17 protein-coding genes and 3 pseudogenes are annotated in these 19,575 nt (G+C 40.0%); 17 read left to right on the top strand and 3 right to left on the bottom strand.

Annotated elements, in window-relative coordinates:
* Positions 1 to 118 precede the first annotated feature (118 nt).
* The 9 genes from HT736_RS10585 to HT736_RS10545 all read left to right on the top strand — a co-directional run bounded on the left by HT736_RS10585 (position 119) and on the right by HT736_RS10545 (position 7,293).
* Positions 119 to 532 (top strand): GNAT family N-acetyltransferase, encoded by a 414-nt coding sequence (locus HT736_RS10585; protein WP_000499170.1) that lies wholly within the window; start codon positions 119 to 121, stop codon positions 530 to 532.
* 429 nt (positions 533 to 961) lie between these two features.
* A complete protein-coding gene (locus HT736_RS10580) occupies positions 962 to 1,162 on the top strand; it encodes a F0F1 ATP synthase subunit C (RefSeq protein WP_001054890.1) in 201 nt (66 codons plus the stop codon).
* 34 nt (positions 1,163 to 1,196) lie between these two features.
* Positions 1,197 to 1,913 (top strand): F0F1 ATP synthase subunit A, encoded by a 717-nt coding sequence (atpB, locus tag HT736_RS10575; RefSeq protein ID WP_000392851.1) that lies wholly within the window; start codon positions 1,197 to 1,199, stop codon positions 1,911 to 1,913.
* Between the two features lie 13 nt (positions 1,914 to 1,926).
* Positions 1,927 to 2,421, top strand: coding sequence for a F0F1 ATP synthase subunit B (gene atpF / locus HT736_RS10570; RefSeq protein ID WP_000558555.1), 495 nt, complete (start codon positions 1,927 to 1,929; stop codon positions 2,419 to 2,421).
* The gene (locus tag HT736_RS10565) at positions 2,421 to 2,957 is read left to right on the top strand and encodes a F0F1 ATP synthase subunit delta (RefSeq protein ID WP_000359025.1); all 537 of its coding nucleotides are present in this window, start codon (positions 2,421 to 2,423) and stop codon (positions 2,955 to 2,957) included. Before atpF ends, HT736_RS10565 begins: the two co-directional genes overlap by 1 nt.
* A gap of 14 nt (positions 2,958 to 2,971) precedes the next feature.
* Positions 2,972 to 4,477, top strand: a complete 1,506-nt coding sequence (atpA, locus tag HT736_RS10560) for a F0F1 ATP synthase subunit alpha (RefSeq protein ID WP_000996633.1) — start codon at positions 2,972 to 2,974, stop codon at positions 4,475 to 4,477.
* A gap of 15 nt (positions 4,478 to 4,492) precedes the next feature.
* Complete coding sequence (locus tag HT736_RS10555) at positions 4,493 to 5,371, top strand: F0F1 ATP synthase subunit gamma (RefSeq protein WP_000301223.1); 879 nt, start codon at positions 4,493 to 4,495, stop codon at positions 5,369 to 5,371.
* 85 nt (positions 5,372 to 5,456) lie between these two features.
* A complete protein-coding gene (atpD, locus tag HT736_RS10550; RefSeq protein WP_050076536.1) occupies positions 5,457 to 6,863 on the top strand; it encodes a F0F1 ATP synthase subunit beta in 1,407 nt (468 codons plus the stop codon).
* A gap of 10 nt (positions 6,864 to 6,873) precedes the next feature.
* Positions 6,874 to 7,293: a F0F1 ATP synthase subunit epsilon gene (locus tag HT736_RS10545; protein WP_000068041.1), complete on the top strand. Its 420-nt coding sequence runs from the start codon at positions 6,874 to 6,876 to the stop codon at positions 7,291 to 7,293.
* A gap of 233 nt (positions 7,294 to 7,526) precedes the next feature.
* Here the strand turns inward: HT736_RS10545 and HT736_RS10540 are convergent, their stop codons facing one another.
* On the bottom strand, positions 7,527 to 8,540 hold the full coding sequence (locus tag HT736_RS10540; protein ID WP_000665636.1) for a lactonase family protein: 1,014 nt from the start codon (positions 8,538 to 8,540) through the stop codon (positions 7,527 to 7,529).
* A 143-nt stretch (positions 8,541 to 8,683) separates the two neighbouring features.
* Here HT736_RS10540 and HT736_RS10535 point away from each other — a divergent pair, with 143 nt between their 5' ends.
* The 5 genes from HT736_RS10535 (at position 8,684) to HT736_RS10515 (ending at position 13,344) form a co-directional block, all read left to right on the top strand.
* Positions 8,684 to 9,850 carry an AI-2E family transporter gene (locus tag HT736_RS10535; RefSeq protein ID WP_119920095.1) on the top strand — a complete coding sequence of 389 codons (1,167 nt, stop codon included), beginning with the start codon at positions 8,684 to 8,686 and terminating at the stop codon, positions 9,848 to 9,850.
* Entirely contained in the window at positions 9,840 to 11,069 is a 1,230-nt protein-coding gene (locus HT736_RS10530) for a tetratricopeptide repeat protein (protein ID WP_165852389.1), read from the top strand. Before HT736_RS10535 ends, HT736_RS10530 begins: the two co-directional genes overlap by 11 nt.
* Positions 11,070 to 11,214: 145 nt before the next feature.
* Complete coding sequence (locus HT736_RS10525; protein ID WP_000120831.1) at positions 11,215 to 11,856, top strand: amino acid ABC transporter permease; 642 nt, start codon at positions 11,215 to 11,217, stop codon at positions 11,854 to 11,856.
* Between the two features lie 9 nt (positions 11,857 to 11,865).
* Positions 11,866 to 12,495 carry an amino acid ABC transporter ATP-binding protein gene (locus HT736_RS10520; protein ID WP_000891768.1) on the top strand — a complete coding sequence of 210 codons (630 nt, stop codon included), beginning with the start codon at positions 11,866 to 11,868 and terminating at the stop codon, positions 12,493 to 12,495.
* Between the two features lie 12 nt (positions 12,496 to 12,507).
* Positions 12,508 to 13,344: an amino acid ABC transporter substrate-binding protein gene (locus HT736_RS10515; RefSeq protein WP_000759194.1), complete on the top strand. Its 837-nt coding sequence runs from the start codon at positions 12,508 to 12,510 to the stop codon at positions 13,342 to 13,344.
* Between the two features lie 278 nt (positions 13,345 to 13,622).
* Here the strand turns inward: HT736_RS10515 and HT736_RS10510 are convergent, their stop codons facing one another.
* Together HT736_RS10510 and HT736_RS10505 are read right to left on the bottom strand one after the other, a co-directional pair.
* The gene (locus HT736_RS10510; protein WP_000434638.1) at positions 13,623 to 13,970 is read right to left on the bottom strand and encodes a thiol reductase thioredoxin; all 348 of its coding nucleotides are present in this window, start codon (positions 13,968 to 13,970) and stop codon (positions 13,623 to 13,625) included.
* 111 nt (positions 13,971 to 14,081) lie between these two features.
* A complete protein-coding gene (locus HT736_RS10505; protein ID WP_000121691.1) occupies positions 14,082 to 15,800 on the bottom strand; it encodes a phospho-sugar mutase in 1,719 nt (572 codons plus the stop codon).
* A gap of 2,208 nt (positions 15,801 to 18,008) precedes the next feature.
* Between HT736_RS10505 and HT736_RS11860 the strand changes: the two are divergent.
* The 3 pseudogenes from HT736_RS11860 to HT736_RS12135 all read left to right on the top strand — a co-directional run.
* Positions 18,009 to 19,130 (top strand): annotated as a pseudogene (locus HT736_RS11860) (MucBP domain-containing protein).
* Positions 19,088 to 19,396 (top strand): annotated as a pseudogene (locus HT736_RS12140) (cell surface protein); the annotation flags it as partial. The pseudogenes HT736_RS11860 and HT736_RS12140, both read left to right, overlap by 43 nt.
* A pseudogene (locus tag HT736_RS12135) lies at positions 19,376 to 19,575 on the top strand (hypothetical protein); the annotation flags it as partial. The pseudogenes HT736_RS12140 and HT736_RS12135, both read left to right, overlap by 21 nt.

Here is a 19,575-nt window from a genome sequence, read left to right as displayed (position 1 = left end):
AGTTTGCTCTTTGATTTTTATTGAGTATTAGATGTATAGTGCATTGAAGTTAAAATAGTATACTTTGGTTTCTAAGACATTGTTAGAAATTAGATTAAATTCCTTAATCGATTTGCGCATGTTTTATTTTATTTCACTATACTTTAGATTGAAAAATAAGGAATCACATAAATCGCAAGAAATAGGGAATCTGATTCGTGTTTATAACCGTTCAAAAAGAGAGGAAGCTGAAAGTGAGCCACTTAATCTTTATGTCGAAGATGAAAAGGGCAATCTCCTGGCAGGTTTGATAGTAGAGACTTTTAGAAATTGGCTAGAAATCGAGTATTTATTTGTAAAAGAGGAACTGAGAGGGCAAGGAATCGGTTCAAAACTATTGCAGCAAGCAGAAACTGAAGCTAAGAATCGAAACTGTCGTTTTGCCTTTGTCAATACCTACCAGTTTCAAGCTCTTGATTTTTATAAAAGGTATGGCTACAAGGAAGTCTTTAGGTTACAAGACTATCCCTACATTGGGCAAAGATATTATTAGCAAAAGAATCTGTAAGGTGAGTATGGAGGTATAATACAAAGAGAGGCTCGCACATAAGTATGGAGGTGGACTGATGTATATGAGTAACTATCGATAAATACCAGTTATAACCTAGAAATTGTGTCTTTCTGGGCAATATTGGGTACAATGCAATGGCAGCTGAGAAATTGGGAATCAAGGCTTATCGGGTTAAGAAAAGAAGTGATGTGGTTGATATTTTAAAACAATTTATTTAAACTAAAAACTCTCTATCTTTTTAAATTGACATTAATCCGAGATTCCCCTCTCGAGTTTTTCAGAATAGAGTGAAATCCGAAAGAAAATGGAAATAATTTTTATTAAACGCTTCCAATAGCGGTTAAAAGTTGACAAATTTAAATTTTAGGACTACACTAAGTAAGTAAATTTTATTTTAAAGGAGAATTCGTTATGAATTTAACATATTTAGGCTTATGTATTGCCTGTATGGGCGTATCTGTCGGTGAAGGTTTATTGATGAATGGACTGTTTAAATCAGTAGCACGCCAACCAGATATGCTTTCTGAGTTTCGTAGTTTGATGTTTTTAGGTGTTGCCTTTATTGAAGGAACTTTCTTTGTAACTCTTGTCTTCTCATTTATTATCAAATAAATACATGGAACGAGAAGAAAAGGGAGGATTTTAGATGGAAGAAAGTATTAATCCAATCATCTCTATTGGTCCTGTTATCTTCAATCTGACTATGTTAGCCATGACCTTGTTGATTGTGGGAGTTATTTTTGTCTTTATTTATTGGGCAAGCCGCAATATGACCTTGAAACCCAAAGGAAAGCAAAATGTACTTGAGTATGTCTATGACTTTGTTATTGGATTTACAGAACCTAACATTGGTTCGCGCTACATGAAAGATTACTCACTCTTTTTCCTTTGTTTATTTCTTTTCATGGTGATTGCCAATAACCTTGGCTTAATGACAAAGCTTCAAACGATCGATGGGACTAACTGGTGGAGTTCGCCAACCGCTAATTTACAGTATGACTTAACCTTATCTTTTCTTGTCATTTTGTTGACACATATAGAAAGCGTTCGTCGTCGTGGATTTAAAAAAAGTATAAAATCTTTTATGAGTCCTGTTTTTGTCATACCGATGAATATCTTGGAAGAATTTACAAACTTCTTATCTTTGGCTTTGCGGATTTTTGGGAATATCTTTGCAGGAGAGGTCATGACGAGTTTGTTACTTCTTCTTTCCCACCAAGCTATTTATTGGTATCCAGTAGCCTTTGGAGCTAATTTGGCTTGGACTGCATTTTCTGTCTTTATTTCCTGCATCCAAGCTTATGTCTTTACTCTTTTGACATCTGTGTATTTAGGGAATAAGATTAATATTGAAGAGGAATAGAAAGGAGTAACTGATGCACGTAACAGTAGGTGAATTGATTGGTAATTTTATTTTAATCACTGGCTCTTTTATTCTTTTGCTAGTCTTGATTAAAAAATTTGCATGGTCTAATATTACAGGCATTTTCGAAGAAAGAGCTGAAAAAATTGCTACTGATATTGACAGTGCTGAAGAAGCTCGTCAAAAAGCAGAAGTATTGGCTCAAAAACGCGAAGATGAATTGGCTGGTAGCCGTAAAGAAGCCAAGGCAATCATTGAGAATGCGAAAACAACAGCTGAGAAAAGTAAGGCTAGTATTTTAGTAGATGCTAAACTAGAAGCAGGACGCTTAAAAGAAAAAGCAAACCAAGAAATTGCTCAAAACAAAGCTGAAGCTTTACAAAGCGTTAAGGGTGAGGTAGCAGATTTGACCATCAGCCTAGCTGGTAAAATCATCTCACAAAACCTTGACGGTCATGCCCATAAAGAACTCATTGATCAGTATATCGATCAGCTAGGAGAAGCTTAATGGACAAGAAAACAGTAAAGGTAATTGAAAAATACAGCATGCCTTTTGTCCAATTGGTACTTGAAAAAGGAGAAGAAGCCCGTATCTTTTCAGACTTGACTCAAATCAAGCAAATTGCTGAAGAAACAGGTTTACCTTCTTTTTTAAAAAAAGTGACAGTAGATGAGTCTGACAAGAAAAAAACGATTGCTTTTTTCCAAGACTCTGTGTCACCTTTATTACAAAACTTTATCCAGGTTCTGGCCTACAATCACAGAGTAAATCTTTTTTATGATGTGCTTGTAGATTGCTTGGACCGACTTGAAAAAGAAACAAATCGATTTGAAGTGACGATTACTGCTGCTCATCCTCTAACTGATGAACAAAAGAGTCGTTTGCTCCCTTTGATTGAGAAGAAAATGTCTCTGAAAGTAAGGAGTGTAAAAGAACAAATCGATGAAAGTCTCATTGGTGGTTTTGTTATTTTTGCCAATCACAAGACAATTGATGTGAGTATTAAACAACAACTTAAAGTTGTTAAAGAAAATTTGAAATAGAAAGTGGTGTTCTTTTGGCAATTAACGCACAAGAAATCAGCGCTTTAATTAAGCAACAAATTGAAAATTTCAAACCTAATTTTGATGTGACTGAAACAGGTGTTGTAACCTATATCGGGGACGGTATCGCGCGTGCTCACGGCCTTGAAAATGCCATGAGTGGAGAGTTGTTGATCTTTGAAAACGGTTCTTATGGTATGGCTCAAAACTTAGAGTCAACAGACGTTGGTATTATCATCCTAGGTGACTTTACAGATATTCGTGAAGGCGATACAATCCGCCGTACAGGTAAAATCATGGAAGTCCCAGTAGGTGAAAGTCTGATTGGTCGTGTTGTGGATTCGCTTGGTCGTCCAGTTGACGGTCTTGGAGAAATCCACACAGATAAAACTCGTCCAGTAGAAGCGCCAGCTCCTGGTGTCATGCAACGTAAGTCAGTCTCAGAACCATTGCAAACTGGTTTGAAAGCTATTGACGCCCTTGTACCGATTGGTCGTGGTCAACGTGAGTTGATTATCGGTGACCGTCAGACAGGGAAAACAACCATTGCGATTGATACAATCTTGAACCAAAAAGATCAAGATATGATCTGTATCTATGTCGCAATTGGACAAAAAGAATCAACAGTTCGTACGCAAGTAGAAACACTTCGTCAGTACGGTGCCTTGGACTACACAATCGTTGTGACAGCCTCTGCTTCACAACCATCTCCATTGCTCTTCCTAGCTCCTTATGCTGGGGTTGCCATGGCGGAAGAATTTATGTACCAAGGGAAGCATGTTTTGATTGTATACGATGATCTATCAAAACAAGCGGTAGCTTATCGTGAACTGTCACTCTTGCTTCGTCGTCCTCCAGGTCGTGAAGCCTTTCCAGGGGATGTTTTCTACCTTCACAGCCGTTTGCTTGAGCGCTCAGCTAAAGTTTCTGATGAACTTGGTGGTGGATCAATTACAGCCCTACCATTTATCGAGACACAAGCAGGAGATATCTCGGCCTATATCGCAACCAATGTGATTTCTATCACTGATGGACAAATCTTCCTTGGTGATGGTCTCTTCAATGCGGGTATTCGTCCAGCCATCGATGCGGGTTCATCTGTATCACGTGTAGGTGGTTCTGCACAAATCAAAGCCATGAAGAAGGTTGCTGGTACACTTCGTATCGACCTTGCTTCATACCGTGAGTTGGAAGCCTTCACTAAGTTTGGTTCTGACTTGGATGCGGCAACACAGGCTAAGTTGAACCGCGGTCGTCGTACAGTTGAAGTCTTGAAACAACCTGTTCACAAACCATTGCCTGTTGAGAAACAAGTAACCATTCTCTATGCTTTGACACATGGTTTCTTGGATACTGTTCCAGTAGATGATATTGTTCGTTTCGAGGAAGAGTTCCATGCCTTCTTTGATGCTCAACATCCAGAGATTTTGGAAACCATTCGTGATACAAAAGACTTGCCAGAAGAAGCAGTCTTGGATGCTGCGATTACAGAGTTTCTCAACCAAACCAGCTTCCAATAAGAATAGAGGTGTCAGATGGCAGTATCTCTAAATGATATTAAAACAAAAATCGCCTCAACAAAAAATACGAGTCAAATCACTAATGCCATGCAGATGGTATCAGCTGCTAAGCTAGGTCGCTCTGAAGAAGCTGCTCGCAACTTTCAAGTTTACGCTCAGAAGGTTCGCAAACTTTTGACAGATATTCTTCATGGTAATGGAGCTGGTGGTTCAACTAATCCCATGTTGATTAGCCGTCCTGTGAAGAAGACAGGCTATATCGTCATTACTTCAGACCGTGGTTTGGTTGGAGGTTATAATTCCTCTATTCTGAAAGCCGTTATGGAGTTGAAAGAAGAATACCACCCAGACGGTACAGGTTTTGAAATGATCTGTATTGGTGGAATGGGAGCTGATTTCTTTAAGGCTCGTGGTATTCAACCACTTTATGAACTACGTGGCTTGGCAGACCAACCTAGCTTTGATCAAGTTCGTAAGATTATTTCAAAAACTGTTGAAATGTACCAAAATGAACTTTTTGATGAACTCTATGTCTGCTATAACCATCATGTCAATACGCTAACCAGTCAAATGCGTGTGGAACAAATGCTTCCGATTGTTGACTTGGATCCAAATGAAGCGGATGAAGAGTATAGCTTGACTTTTGAATTGGAAACCAGCCGAGAAGAAATTTTGGAGCAGTTATTGCCTCAGTTTGCAGAAAGTATGATTTACGGTGCCATTATCGATGCCAAGACAGCTGAGAATGCTGCTGGTATGACAGCCATGCAAACAGCGACTGATAATGCTAAGAAAGTCATCAATGATTTGACAATTCAGTATAACCGTGCCAGACAGGCGGCGATTACACAAGAAATTACAGAAATCGTAGCAGGTGCTAGTGCCTTAGAATAGGCTCTAGTCCAGCTCGTATGAAAATGAACTTAGGACCTAGTTGAGCTAGGAACCGACAGTATCTTATATAGAATAGGAGAAGGAGATGAGTTCAGGTAAAATTGCTCAGGTTATCGGTCCCGTTGTAGACGTCTTGTTTGCAGCAGGGGAAAAACTTCCTGAGATTAACAATGCACTTGTCGTCTACAAAAATGACGAAAGAAAAACAAAAATCGTCCTTGAAGTAGCCTTGGAGTTGGGAGATGGTATGGTCCGTACTATCGCCATGGAATCAACAGATGGGTTGACTCGTGGAATGGAAGTATTGGACACAGGTCGTCCAATCTCTGTACCAGTAGGTAAAGAAACTTTGGGACGTGTCTTCAACGTTTTGGGAGATACCATTGACTTGGAAGCTCCTTTTACAGAAGACGCAGAGCGTCAGCCAATTCATAAAAAAGCTCCAACTTTTGATGAATTGTCTACCTCTTCTGAAATCCTTGAAACAGGGATTAAGGTTATCGACCTTCTTGCCCCTTACCTTAAAGGTGGTAAGGTTGGACTTTTCGGTGGTGCCGGAGTTGGTAAAACCGTCTTAATCCAAGAATTGATTCACAACATTGCCCAAGAACACGGTGGTATTTCAGTATTTACCGGTGTTGGGGAACGTACTCGTGAAGGGAATGACCTTTACTGGGAAATGAAAGAATCAGGCGTTATCGAGAAAACAGCCATGGTATTTGGTCAGATGAATGAGCCACCAGGAGCACGTATGCGTGTTGCCCTTACTGGTTTGACAATCGCTGAATACTTCCGTGATGTAGAAGGCCAAGACGTGCTTCTCTTTATCGATAATATCTTCCGTTTCACTCAGGCTGGTTCAGAAGTATCTGCCCTTTTGGGTCGTATGCCATCAGCCGTTGGTTACCAACCAACACTTGCTACGGAAATGGGTCAATTGCAAGAACGTATTACATCAACTAAGAAGGGTTCTGTAACCTCTATCCAGGCTATCTATGTGCCAGCGGATGACTATACTGACCCAGCGCCAGCAACAGCCTTTGCTCACTTGGATTCAACAACCAACTTGGAACGTAAGTTGGTACAATTGGGTATCTACCCAGCCGTTGACCCACTTGCTTCAAGTTCACGTGCCTTAGCACCTGAAATCGTTGGAGAAGAGCACTATGCAGTTGCTGCTGAAGTAAAACGCGTTCTTCAACGTTACCATGAATTGCAAGATATCATTGCTATCCTTGGTATGGATGAACTTTCTGATGAAGAAAAGACCTTGGTTGCACGTGCCCGTCGTATCCAGTTCTTCTTGTCACAAAACTTCAACGTTGCGGAACAATTTACTGGTCAGCCTGGTTCATATGTTCCAGTTGCTGAAACTGTACGTGGCTTTAAGGAAATCCTTGATGGTAAATACGACCACTTGCCAGAAGATGCCTTCCGTGGTGTAGGTTCTATCGAAGATGTGATTGTAAAAGCTGAAAAAATGGGATTTTAAGAGGTGATCTATGGCTCAGTTAACTGTCCAGATCGTGACACCAGATGGTCTCGTCTATGATCACCATGCCAGCTATGTATCGGTTCGAACTCTGGATGGTGAGATGGGGATCTTGCCACGACATGAAAATATGATTGCGGTTTTAGCAGTTGATGAAGTAAAGGTAAAACGTATTGATGATGAAGATCACGTGAACTGGATTGCAGTAAACGGCGGTGTTATTGAAATTGCCAATGATATGATCACAATCGTCGCTGACTCTGCAGAACGTGCTCGTGATATCGATATCAGTCGTGCAGAACGTGCCAAACTTCGTGCAGAACGTGCAATTGAAGAAGCACAAGACAAACACTTGATTGACCAAGAACGTCGTGCGAAGATTGCACTGCAACGTGCCATTAACCGTATTAATGTCGGAAATAGACTATAAGAAAAAATGAACTTGAAAATTCCAAGTTCATTTTTTTATGGTGTTTTATACTCAATAAAAATCAAAAAGCAAACATAGGAAGTTAGCCATAGGTTGCTCAAAACATAGTTTTGAGGTTGTGGATAGAACTGACGAAGTCAGCTCAAAACACAGTTTTGAGGTTGTGGATANNTCAGTAACCATACCTACGGTAAGGCGACGCTGACGTGGTTTGAAGAGATTTTTGAAGAGTATTAAGGAGCAAAACGGATGCAGACTGCTTCGGGAACATGGAAGTCGTTGGAGAGTTCTGCTAGACGACCATTGTCACAATTACGTTTAAAGACAGTTGCATTGTCAGAGTCTTGGTGGACAGCAATGAGAAATTTTTGGTCAGGTGTCAAATCAAAATCACGTGGAGTCTGACCATGTGTTGGAACGATTTCTAATAACTCTAAGCTACCGTCCGCAAGGATGGTATATACTGCGATAGAATCATGACCACGGTTAGAAGCGTAGAGGTATTTACCGTCTGTAGAGAGACGAATAGCAGCGGTTCCATTAAAGCCTTCATAACCGTCTGGTAGAGTTGAAATCACTTGCATACGTTCAAATTCGCCAACGCCATCGTAGATTAGAACCTCGATAGTGCTATTGAGTTCACAAATCAGATAAGCGATTTTATAGTGGTTATGGAAAACGATATGACGTGAGCCCGCTCCTGGCTGGCTATTGTAGGTATAGAGTTTAGATAATTTCCCTTCTTGATCAAGGTCATAAGTGATAACTTGGTCAGTACCCAAGTCGCAGGTCACTAGATAGTGGTCAGGTGTTAAATCTGTATAGTGAACATGGGGGGAAGCTTGATTTTCATGTGGACCTTGGCCACTGTGTTGATCCATATCACTAAGTAGAAGACTCCCATCCTTCTGACGTTTATAAACAAGGACCTGTCCCTTGTGGTAGTTGGCTGCATAGACCAAATTACGCTTTTCATCAACGGCAACATAACAGTGGGGAGCTCCTTTTTCAACGACGTGATTTAATAAAGCCCCGTCAGTTTGATAGGCTGCAATCCCTCCCTTATCGTCTTGACTACCAACAGTGTATAGGTGTTGGTGCTGGTCAAAGGCAAGGTAGGTTGGACTTGGCTCAGCTGTAAAAAGTTCTAGATTTGAAAGCTGACCAGTTTCTGTATCAAAGTCAGCCTTGTAAATCCCTTGGGAAGTACGACGTGTATAAGTTCCAAAATAAACAGTTTCTTTCATAACGTTACCTCTATATAAAGATAAGACTATTATATCACAAAAACAAGCCAATTAAAGACATCCAATTAGATGTAAGCACTTTAAAAAAGAGTTATTTTGATTTAAAAATGGTATAATGAGAGAACGATAGAAAGGAAGTATTTATGGAGCAAAAAGAGAAACATTTTAGCCTATCTTGGTTTTTCAAGTGGTTTTTGGATAACAAGGCCATTACGGTATTTTTAGTAACCTTATTATTGGGACTCAATCTTTTTATTTTAAGTAAGATTAGTTTTCTATTTTCACCTGTTTTAGACTTTTTAGCAGTTGTGATGTTGCCAGTCATTCTGTCTGGCTTGTTATATTATTTGTTGAATCCTATTGTTGATTGGATGGAGAAGCATAAGGTTAATCGTGTTATAGCTATCACTATTGTCTTTGTCATCATCGCTCTCTTTATCATTTGGGGCTTGGCAGTCGCCATTCCAAATCTGCAACGCCAGGTTTTGACCTTTGCAAGAAACGTTCCTGTTTACTTAGAAGATATAGATAGGGTTGTTAATGGATTGGTAGCCCAGCATCTGCCAGATGATTTCAGACCTCAGTTAGAGCAGGTTTTGACAAACTTCTCTAGTCAGGCTACAGTTTGGGCAAGTAAGGTTTCATCTCAGGCAGTCAACTGGGTGAGTGCCTTTATTAGCGGAGCTTCTCAAGTGATTGTTGCCTTGATTATCGTTCCGTTCATGCTCTTTTATCTCTTGCGTGATGGGAAAGGCCTGCGTAACTATTTGACCCAATTCATGCCAAGAAAATTGAAAGAACCTGTAGGACAAGTTTTATCAGATGTGAATCAACAGTTGTCCAACTATGTTCGGGGGCAAGTGACAGTGGCTATTATTGTAGCAGTAATGTTTATGATCTTCTTCAAGATTATTGGTCTACGCTATGCGGTTACGCTGGGTGTTACTGCTGGTATTTTAAATCTGGTTCCTTATCTTGGTAGCTTCCTAGCCATGCTTCCTGCCCTAGTATTGGGCTTGATTGCTGGTCCAGTCATGCTGTTGAAAGTAGTGATTGTCTTTATCGTGGAGCAAACTATTGAAGGCCGTTTTGTTTCGCCACTGATTTTGGGAAGCCAATTAAATATCCATCCCATTAATGTTCTCTTTGTTTTGTTAACTTCAGGCTCTATGTTTGGTATTTGGGGAGTTTTACTTGGTATTCCGGTTTATGCCTCTGCTAAGGTTGTCATTTCAGCCATTTTCGAATGGTATAAGGTAGTCAGTGGTCTATATGAAGTAGAGGGCGAGGAAGTCAAAAGTGAACAATAGTCAACAGATGTTACAGGCTTTGGAAGAGCAAGATTTAGCCAAGGCTGAGCATTATTTCGCCGAAGCTTTAGAAAATGATTCAAGTGATCTTCTGTATGAGTTGGCAACTTATCTTGAAGGGATTGGTTTTTATCCTCAGGCAAAGGAGATTTACCTGAAAATTGTAGAGGATTTCCCAGAGCTTCATCTTAATCTAGCTGCAATTGCTAGCGAGGATGGTCAAATCGAAGAAGCCTTTGCTTATCTTGAGGAAATCCAAGCTGACAGTGACTGGTATGTTTCGGCTTTGGCTTTGAAGGCAGATCTTTACCAGATGGAAGGTTTGACAGATGTGGCGCGTGAGAAATTGCTGGAGGCTTTGACCTACTCAGAGGATCCTCTCTTGATATTGGGTTTGGCAGAGTTGGATAGTGAGTTGGAAAATTACCAAGAGGCCATTCAAGGCTATGCCCAGTTAGATAATCGTACTATTTATGAGCAAACGGGCATTTCCACCTATCAACGAATTGGTTTTGCCTATGCCCAGTTAGGGAAATTTGAAACGGCTACTGAGTTTTTAGAAAAAGCCCTGGAGTTAGAATACGATGACCTAACAGCTTTTGAGTTGGCCAGCCTTTACTTTGATCAAGAAGAATACCAAAAAGCCACCCTTTACTTTAAGCAGCTTGATACCATTTCTCCTGACTTTGAAGGCTATGAATATGGTTATAGCCAGGCCTTACATAAGGAACATCAAGTTCAAGAAGCCCTGCGTATCGCTAAGCAAGGCTTAGAGAAAAATCCCTTTGAAACTCGCCTCTTGCTAGCTGCTTCGCAATTCTCTTATGAATTGCATGATGCAAGTGGGGCAGAAAATTATCTCCTAACAGCTAAAGAAGACGCTGAGGATACAGAAGAAATCTTGCTTCGTTTAGCCACTATTTATCTGGAGCAGGAGCGTTATGAGGATATTCTAGACTTGCAGAGCGATGAGCCAGAAAATCTCTTGACCAAGTGGATGATTGCTCGTTCCTATCAAGAAATGGACGATTTGGATACTGCCTATGAGCATTACCAAGAGTTGGCAGGAGATTTAAAGGACAATCCAGAGTTTTTGGAACACTATATCTATGTCTTGCGTGAATTGGGCTACTTTGAGGAAGCAAAAGTCAATGCACAAGCTTACTTAAAACTGGTTCCAGATGATGTGCAAATGCAAGAACTGTTTGAGAGATTGTAAGAATGTTTAAACATATAGAACTGTAGTTTATCTCTTTTGATAGCTACGGTTTTTATTTGTATATGATAGAATTTTTTTGCAAAAATGGTTGGTTATTTTGTTTATTCATGCTATAATAGGAACAATTACTTTTAGGAGGTGCAGTATGTCTTATTTATTTGAGATATTACCGAGTTTACTGAATGGTGCGAGCACGACTGTACAGGTCTTTGCACTGGTCTTGCTATTTTCGATTCCTTTGGGCGTTTTGATTGCCTTTGCCTTGCAAGTCCATTGGAAGCCCCTCCATTATCTGATTAACATTTACATCTGGGTTATGCGTGGCACCCCCTTGCTCTTGCAATTGATTTTTATTTATTATGTGCTCCCAAGTATTGGGATTCGTTTAGACCGCCTTCCTGCAGCTATTATTGCCTTTGTTTTGAATTATGCGGCTTACTTTGCAGAAATTTTCCGTGGGGGAATTGACACTATTCCAAGAGGACAGTATGAGGCAGCCAAGGTCTTGAAGTTTAGCCCTTTTGACACAGTGCGCTATATTATCTTGCCCCAAGTGACCAAGATTGTTCTTCCTAGTGTCTTTAACGAAGTTATGAGTTTGGTCAAGGATACCTCTCTGGTCTATGCTCTAGGAATTTCTGATCTTATCTTGGCTAGTCGAACAGCTGCCAACCGTGATGCTAGTCTGGTTCCTATGTTCTTGGCAGGAGCCATTTACTTGATTTTGATTGGGATTGTGACAATTATTTCCAAAAAAGTTGAGAAGAAGTATAGTTATTATAGATAGGAGGCTGCCATGTTAGAATTACGAAATATCAATAAAGTCTTTGGAGATAAACAAATCCTGTCTAATTTCAGTCTAAGTATTCCTGAAAAGCAAATCCTGGCTATCGTTGGACCTTCTGGTGGAGGTAAGACAACTCTTTTACGTATGCTTGCAGGTCTTGAAACTATTGATTCAGGGCAAATCTTTTATAATGGAGATTCCTTAGAGCTGGATGAATTACAGAAGCGCAATCTACTGGGATTTGTCTTCCAAGATTTTCAACTGTTCCCTCATTTATCAGTTCTGGACAATTTGACCTTATCGCCTGTGAAGACCATGGGAATGAAGCAGGAGGAGGCTGAGAAGAAGGCGAGTGGACTCTTGGAACAGTTAGGATTAGGAGGACACGCAGATGCCTATCCTTTCTCGCTATCTGGTGGGCAAAAGCAGCGGGTGGCTTTGGCGCGTGCTATGATGATTGACCCAGAAATCATTGGCTACGATGAACCAACTTCTGCCCTGGATCCAGAATTACGCTTGGAAGTGGAAAAACTGATCTTGCAAAATAGGGAACTTGGCATGACCCAGATTGTGGTAACCCATGATTTGCAGTTTGCTGAAAATATCGCAGATGTATTATTGAAAGTAGAACCTAAATAGGAGGAAAAATGGATGAAAAAATGGATGCTTGTATTAGTCAGTCTGATGACTGCTTTGTTCTTAGTAGCTTGTGGGAAAAATACTAGCGAAACTAGTGGAGATAATTGGTCTAAGTACGAGTCTAACAAGTCTATTACTATTGGATTTGATAGCACTTTTGTTCCAATGGGATTTGCTCAGAAAGATGGTTCTTATGCAGGATTTGATATTGATTTAGCTACAGCTGTTTTTGAAAAATACGGAATCACAGTAAACTGGCAACCGATTGATTGGGATTTGAAAGAAGCTGAATTGACAAAAGGAACGATTGATCTGATTTGGAATGGCTATTCCGCTACCGACGAACGCCGTGAAAAGGTAGCATTCAGTAACTCATATATGAAGAATGAGCAGGTATTGGTGACCAAGAAATCATCTGGTATCACGACTGCAAAGGATATGGATGGAAAGACATTAGGAGCTCAAGCTGGTTCATCTGGTTATGCGGACTTTGAAGCAAACCCAGCGATTTTAAAGGATATTGTCGCTAATAAGGAAGCGAATCAATACCAAACCTTTAATGAAGCCTTGATTGATTTGAAAAATGATCGAATTGATGGTCTATTGATTGACCGTGTCTATGCAAATTATTATTTAGAAGCAGAAGGTGTTTTAAACGATTATAATGTCTTTACAGTTGGACTAGAAACAGAAGCTTTTGCGGTTGGAGCCCGTAAGGAAGATACAACTCTGGTTAAGAAGATAAATGAAGCTTTTTCTAGTCTTTACAAGGACGGCAAGTTCCAAGAAATCAGCCAAAAATGGTTTGGAGAAGATGTAGCAACCAAAGAAGTAAAAGAAGGACAGTAAGATAAAATAGTGGCTGAGACTGCGTTTTGATTAGCAAAACGCAGTTTTTTGTAATCTAGGAAAACGATAATAGCGATTGAATCTGGATAATTGAATATGGAATAGCCCACTGTGATTTCTAAACCATTGTTAAAAATTGATTTGACTTCCAAAATTAAAATGTTCTGTAATGAAATGCTGATGTAACTGTTTTAGGAACAATAAAACGCATAATATCAAGGTTTTCTGGCACCTTATATTATGCGTTTTTGTGATTTTAAGACTTGTTAGCTGATTTTTTACAATCCTGCGAAATCTTTGATTTCTTGTGCTGACATTGAAGAGTCGCAACGGACATTGATTTGTCCATCCGCAACGTGAACAAATCCTGGTACAGTTGGGATTCCATAGCGTGAGCGGAATGCTTGCAACTCATTGAGTTGGCTTGCTTCTTCACTGTTGATGAAGTAGATGTGGGCTTTGGTTTCAGCTACGACACCTGACAATGTACCTGCAAATTTACGGCAGTAAGGGCAAGTTTTGCGACCGATAAAGAAGGTTGCAGTTTCTTTTTTATCAAGAGCTTCTTGCGCACGCGCAACTGTAGTGACTTCAAGGTCTTTGATGTTATCTAAAAATTGTTCCATGAGATTACCTCGCTTTCATTGATAAGTCTAGTATGCCATAAAGTTTCTAAAATTGCTTAGATTTGATACGAAAAAAAGATGAGATTGGTTTGTCTCATCTTTTATAGGACTTTATTTTACAAAAGCATTGATTTCTGCTTCGATGTTAGCAATTTTAGCTTGTGATTCTTCGTTTGTTTCCCCTACAACTGCAATGTAGAACTTGATTTTTGGTTCTGTACCTGAAGGGCGAACAGCAATCCATGAACCGTCAGCAAGTGTATATTTCAACACATCACTTGGAGGAGTTGTCAAGTTTGTAACAGTACCGTCAGCTGCAGTAGCAGTTTGAGCTTTAAAGTCTTCTACGACAGTGATAGCCGTTGCGTTCCATTCTTTTGGAGCATTGTTACGGAATTTAGCCATAATCGCTTTGATTTGTTCAGCACCATCGACACCTGAAAGGGTAACAGAGATTGTCTTTTCTGCATAATAGCCGTACTCTTTATAGATTTCTTCGATACCGTCAGCAAGGGTCAAACCACGTGAACGGTAGTAGGCAGCAAGTTCAGCAACGACAAGAACGGCTTGGATAGCGTCTTTATCACGTACGAATGGTTTAATCAAGTAACCGAAGCTTTCTTCAAATCCCATCATGTATGTGTGATTGTGTTTTTCTTCGAATTCTTGGATTTTTTCAGCGATGAATTTGAAACCAGTCAGAACGTTGAACATGGTTGCGCCGTAGCTTTCAGCAATCTTCGTTACCAAGTCAGTTGATACGATCGATTTGCAAAGGGCTGCATTTTCAGGAAGAGTTCCAGCGTTTTTGTGGGCTTCCAAGATGTATTTTGCCATGATAGCACCGATTTGGTTACCTGAAAGGTTGAGGTAGCTACCATCTTTTTGAAGAACTTCAACACCAACACGGTCAGCATCAGGGTCAGTTGCCACAAGAACATCTGCACCAACTTGACGACCAAGTTCTTCAGCAAGTGCAAAGGCTGCTTGGCTTTCTGGGTTTGGAGATTTTACAGTTGAGAAGTCTGGGTCAGCAGTTGCTTGCGCTTCAACGACTTGAACAGAGTCAAATCCTGCTTGGGCAAGAGCACGACGAGCCAACATTTCACCAGTACCATGAAGTGGTGTGTAGACAATCTTCATGTCTTTACCAAATTCTTCAATCAAGGCTGGGTTGATGTTAACGTCCTTCACTTCTTTGAGGTATTCCACATCGACAGCTTCGCCGATAACTTCAATCAAGCCAGAAGCTTTTTCAGATTCCACATCAGCAACTTCTACCGCAAATGGGTTTTCGATTGCACGGATATAAGTAGTCAAAGCGTCTGCGTCGTGTGGAGGCATTTGTCCACCGTCTTCACCGTAAACCTTGTAACCGTTAAATGGTGCAGGGTTGTGACTGGCTGTGACCATGATACCCGCGAAACAGTTGAGGTGACGAACTGCAAATGAGAGTTCTGGAGTTGGACGAAGGCTTTCAAATACATAAGATTTGATACCGTGTTTAGCAAGAACTGCCGCAGATTCAAAGGCAAACTCAGGTGAGAAGTGACGGCTATCGTAGGCGATTGCTACACCGCGTTCTTTCTCGTTTCCACCTTTTGACTCAATCAAACGAGCCAATCCTTCAGTAGCTTGACGAACAACGTAGATGTTGATGCGGTTTGTACCAGCACCAATCAAGCCACGCATACCTGCAGTACCAAATTCAAGATTTGTATAGAAGGCATCTTCCTTTGTTTTTTCGTCCATATTTTCCAAATCTTGACGAAGATAGTCAGGAAGCTCCGCAAAATCAACCCATTTCTGGTAATTTTCTTGGTAAGACATTAAAATTCTCCTTTTTGTAAATTGTTTTAACCGTTCACATTATAGCACTTTTTAGCATTTTAGTAAAACGGTAGCATAAGTTTTTAGTCAATGAGCGAAGAAGACTGTACTATTCATAATTTTGATTTAAGTGTGTTAATTACAAACCGAAATGACAAGTCAAGTTTATCCTATTTGTAGTCTCTAAAAAATTGAAATTAAACCTTATTCGTTGTATAATTTAAAATGAGGATTATTATATAAGATCTGTTATAATATATATCTTTTGATATATATATATATATATGGAGGTAGTCATGAATAGTCCAGAAAAACAATTAAAATACAGTATTCGAAAAGTGAGTGTCGGTGCAGCTAGTGTTGTCATTGGGGCGCTCTATCTTTTGATGGGAGCTGGGATTGCTCATGCTGAGGGCGTGGAGTCAGCGAGGGAAGCTGAGAGGACAGCAAACCCGACAGATCCAGGACAGTCTGGAATTGGAGAGCCAGAAAACAAGACTGACCTCAGTCATACTGATGCAGCAGCAAACACCTATAATGCTCCCGTAGCTGACAATCCGCTAGTAACTCCAGAAAGTACGAAACCTCGTACTCGTAGTAAAAGAGAATTAGCTGATGGGGAGTCAAGTGATTCATCGAATGGAGCTACAGGAACTGAATCAGAGCCGACTTCTGGAAATGAGGGAGGTTCAGACACAGCAGATACTGATTCAGATTTACTGGATGCCAATCGTAAGGGTGACACAGTAAAAGAACACCAGCCCGGGGTCATTGTGCCTAAAGATGGAGAGACAGGTGGGGATGATAAGAATGCCCATCTGAAATTTGATACTCCTAAGGAAAATCTGACTCTCGAACAATTATGGGATATTGTAAAAAATATGCCAGACGACTTCCAAAATAATGAACGTTCTTACTTGCGTAGTATGAACACCCTTGGGGATGCTCTTAGATTTAAAAACGGCAAAGTCAGTGAAGATGGTACAGGAGATAAATTACAAGATGGTGAAATAAGAGAACTTGATTCTTTCGGTGGATGGACAGCGATTGCAGGTAAAGATGGCAGACCAGGTAAATTCGTTATTGGTAAGAAAAATGCAGATGGTTACTTTACAGGTTGGTATAAGAAAGAAGATGGTACGATTGAACAAGGTGGTATGCTTGGGGCAGATGCCTTAGATAACATCTTTGTGCACGAACAAGCATTAGACCGTCGTTTTAAATACATGCTTATGCTTGTTAAAGGACGTACACGAGCTAATCGTGACGAGACGGTTTCAGATAATTCGAAGTATGATCCACGTGCTCAAAATGAACGTGCTAATAAGAACTCCACCGAATTTAAGAATCTCCCATTTTTAGAAAAAGATAAGTATAATAAATATTCTCCAGGTGTAGTTGGATATAATGGGATAGAGAAGCAGTTTACTGCCTTTTCTCCTGGCTTCGGAAGCCGTGTTCGTGTGGAATTTGTGACAGGATATATCTCAGATATTAATGGTTCTAAAGGAACCTATCGAGTAGTCATTAAAACTAAGGATACTGCTGGCCAAGAGAAGACGGTATACGATGAAACCATTCACCGTGTAGCCGAAATCGTTCAAAATGAAAACTTGTACAAAAAAGGTTTAAATGTAGAACTGGCGAATTTCCAAATTTCCAAATTTTTTAAAGATGAGTTTAAATCTCGTGTTAATAAAATTCGTAATGAGAAAATAAAATTTACTCCATTACACCGTAAACCCAGAAGATATTATACAGAAGAAGATACCAAACTGTACAATCAATTGGAAGCAGAAGCTAGGGAAGAAGTTAAAAAACAAGGCGATATTGTATTAAATGTTACGGAAGACTTCTTAAGTATAGAAAAATCAAAAGAAAGAGATTCAGAGTGGGGAAAAACATTCACAAGCACATCTCAGTCAACTTCAAAGCTATCAAACGAATTAAATAATTTATTGAAAGTTGCTGATAAAGATACTCCTAATACCCCAACTTGGCTAAACTCAAGCACTCCTCCAGCTAAAGCTGATGACAGAGTATATAAACTACTGAGGACTCTTATACCAGGTGCTAAGAAAATTACCTATCATGTTAAGGATGATCAGCTAGAAGTAGAAACAGAAAAATACACCTATCTCGCCGCTAGAAATGGTAGTAAGGAAGCAGGTATTCAAGGGTCAGATATAGAAGCAACTGCAAGTGCAGATACATATGGTGTTGATTCCCAAACCTTTGAGAGAGACAATACAAATACAAAAGCAAATAACCTTAATAAAGGTTGGGCTAGATCTGATTCTGAAGACTTCAAACATTTCTCACACTTTGTAGGGGTAGACAAAGGAATTGTGCGAACGAATGTACTGACTGATAAACAACTATCTGATAAGATTAAGGACGCAGTGGGTCCTGGAGATAGCAATCTAGGAAAAGGTGGCTACTTCTCTACTGGGGATGTTTTATTAGCAAAAGATGTTGTTTCTTATACCGTACAAGTATTTTCAGAGAATAATGACAGAGTAGGGGTAAATCCTCAAAGTCACCGTGTTCAGTATAATCTTCCAATTCTCGCTGACTTTTCAGTCATCCAAGATACTGTGGAACCATCACGAACCGTTGTTGAAAAAATCATTCCAAAACTAAATATTCCCGAAGAAGAGAAAAAGAAAATAACCGAAGAAATCAAGAAAAAGAAGAAAACCTCAGAATTGGCAGAACTAATCTCAGGAAATGTGAAAGTTCGCTATGTTGATGAACAAGGGCATTTGCTATCATTGAAAAATGATACTGGAATTGGAGAAAAAGAAAGTGACGGAACCTACATTACCAATAAAAAACAACTGATTGGTACTAGCTATAATGTCACAGATAAAAAACTCAGCACTATCTCAACGACTAATGGGAAACATTATAGAGTCAAAAGAGATTTGGGGGAAAATTCTGCCCCTACTGAAGGAAATATCGTAAGCGGGGTAAGAACGGTAACTTATGTATATGAGGAACGTGAAGCGCCTACTACTGCTACAGTAACAGCCAATTACTATAAAGAAGGTACCCAAGAGAAGTTGGCAGAGTCTGTTGTACAAGCTGATTTAGCGATAGGTTCTGAGTATACTACAGAAGCAAAAGTTATTGAAGGAAAAACAACAACTGAGGACAAAGAAGACCGAGTTATCACAAGGAAAACAACATACACCTTGGTAGCAACTCCTGAAAATGCCACAGGAACTGTACCAGAAGACGGTGCAACCGTTAACTACTACTACCGTGAGAATGTTGAGGAAACAGTGGTTCCTAAAACAGCCACCACTACTGAGACGAAGACTATAACGCGTACCATTCATTACGTTGATAAAGTTACGAACCAAACTGTCAAAGAAGATGTTGTTCAACCTGTAACCTTAAGCCGTACAAAAACTGAGAACAAGGTAACAGGAGTTGTAACCTACGGTGAATGGACAACAGGAAACTGGGACGAAAAAGTTTCACCATCAGTAGAAAACTATGGTCCAGCCGAAACAGCTACGGTTTCTTCTGCGACCGTCACATCAGTAAGCAAAGATGAGACAGTCGTTGTGAAATATCCGCAAGCTACAGAAGATGTTAAAGAAACTAAAACTGTTACCCGTACCATCAAGTATGTCGATAAAGCCAACGAAACAACCGAAGTAGCTAGCCCAGTTACGCAAACAGTTGAATTAACAAGAACTAACAAGCGTAATAAAGTGACGAAAGTCGTGACAGAAGGAACTTGGTCAACAGGCAACTGGGACGA

Origin of the sequence: Streptococcus sp. 339 (assembly GCF_013277285.1) — a bacterium.
Lineage (GTDB): Bacteria > Bacillota > Bacilli > Lactobacillales > Streptococcaceae > Streptococcus > Streptococcus pseudopneumoniae.
This window is presented reverse-complemented; position numbering and strand designations above follow the sequence as displayed.

Excerpts from the sequence above, each read along its gene's own strand:
- HT736_RS10585 (WP_000499170.1), top strand. The coding sequence starts at position 119 with ATGTTTTATTTTATTTCACTATACTTTAGATTGAAAAATAAGGAATCA.
- HT736_RS10580 (WP_001054890.1), top strand. The coding sequence starts at position 962 with ATGAATTTAACATATTTAGGCTTATGTATTGCCTGTATGGGCGTATCT.
- atpB (WP_000392851.1), top strand. The coding sequence starts at position 1,197 with ATGGAAGAAAGTATTAATCCAATCATCTCTATTGGTCCTGTTATCTTC.
- atpF (WP_000558555.1), top strand. The coding sequence starts at position 1,927 with ATGCACGTAACAGTAGGTGAATTGATTGGTAATTTTATTTTAATCACT.
- HT736_RS10565 (WP_000359025.1), top strand. The coding sequence starts at position 2,421 with ATGGACAAGAAAACAGTAAAGGTAATTGAAAAATACAGCATGCCTTTT.
- HT736_RS10555 (WP_000301223.1), top strand. The coding sequence starts at position 4,493 with ATGGCAGTATCTCTAAATGATATTAAAACAAAAATCGCCTCAACAAAA.
- atpD (WP_050076536.1), top strand. The coding sequence starts at position 5,457 with ATGAGTTCAGGTAAAATTGCTCAGGTTATCGGTCCCGTTGTAGACGTC.
- HT736_RS10545 (WP_000068041.1), top strand. The coding sequence starts at position 6,874 with ATGGCTCAGTTAACTGTCCAGATCGTGACACCAGATGGTCTCGTCTAT.
- HT736_RS10540 (WP_000665636.1), bottom strand. The coding sequence starts at position 8,540 with ATGAAAGAAACTGTTTATTTTGGAACTTATACACGTCGTACTTCCCAA.
- HT736_RS10535 (WP_119920095.1), top strand. The coding sequence starts at position 8,684 with ATGGAGCAAAAAGAGAAACATTTTAGCCTATCTTGGTTTTTCAAGTGG.
- HT736_RS10525 (WP_000120831.1), top strand. The coding sequence starts at position 11,215 with ATGTCTTATTTATTTGAGATATTACCGAGTTTACTGAATGGTGCGAGC.
- HT736_RS10520 (WP_000891768.1), top strand. The coding sequence starts at position 11,866 with ATGTTAGAATTACGAAATATCAATAAAGTCTTTGGAGATAAACAAATC.
- HT736_RS10515 (WP_000759194.1), top strand. The coding sequence starts at position 12,508 with ATGAAAAAATGGATGCTTGTATTAGTCAGTCTGATGACTGCTTTGTTC.
- HT736_RS10510 (WP_000434638.1), bottom strand. The coding sequence starts at position 13,970 with ATGGAACAATTTTTAGATAACATCAAAGACCTTGAAGTCACTACAGTT.
- HT736_RS10505 (WP_000121691.1), bottom strand. The coding sequence starts at position 15,800 with ATGTCTTACCAAGAAAATTACCAGAAATGGGTTGATTTTGCGGAGCTT.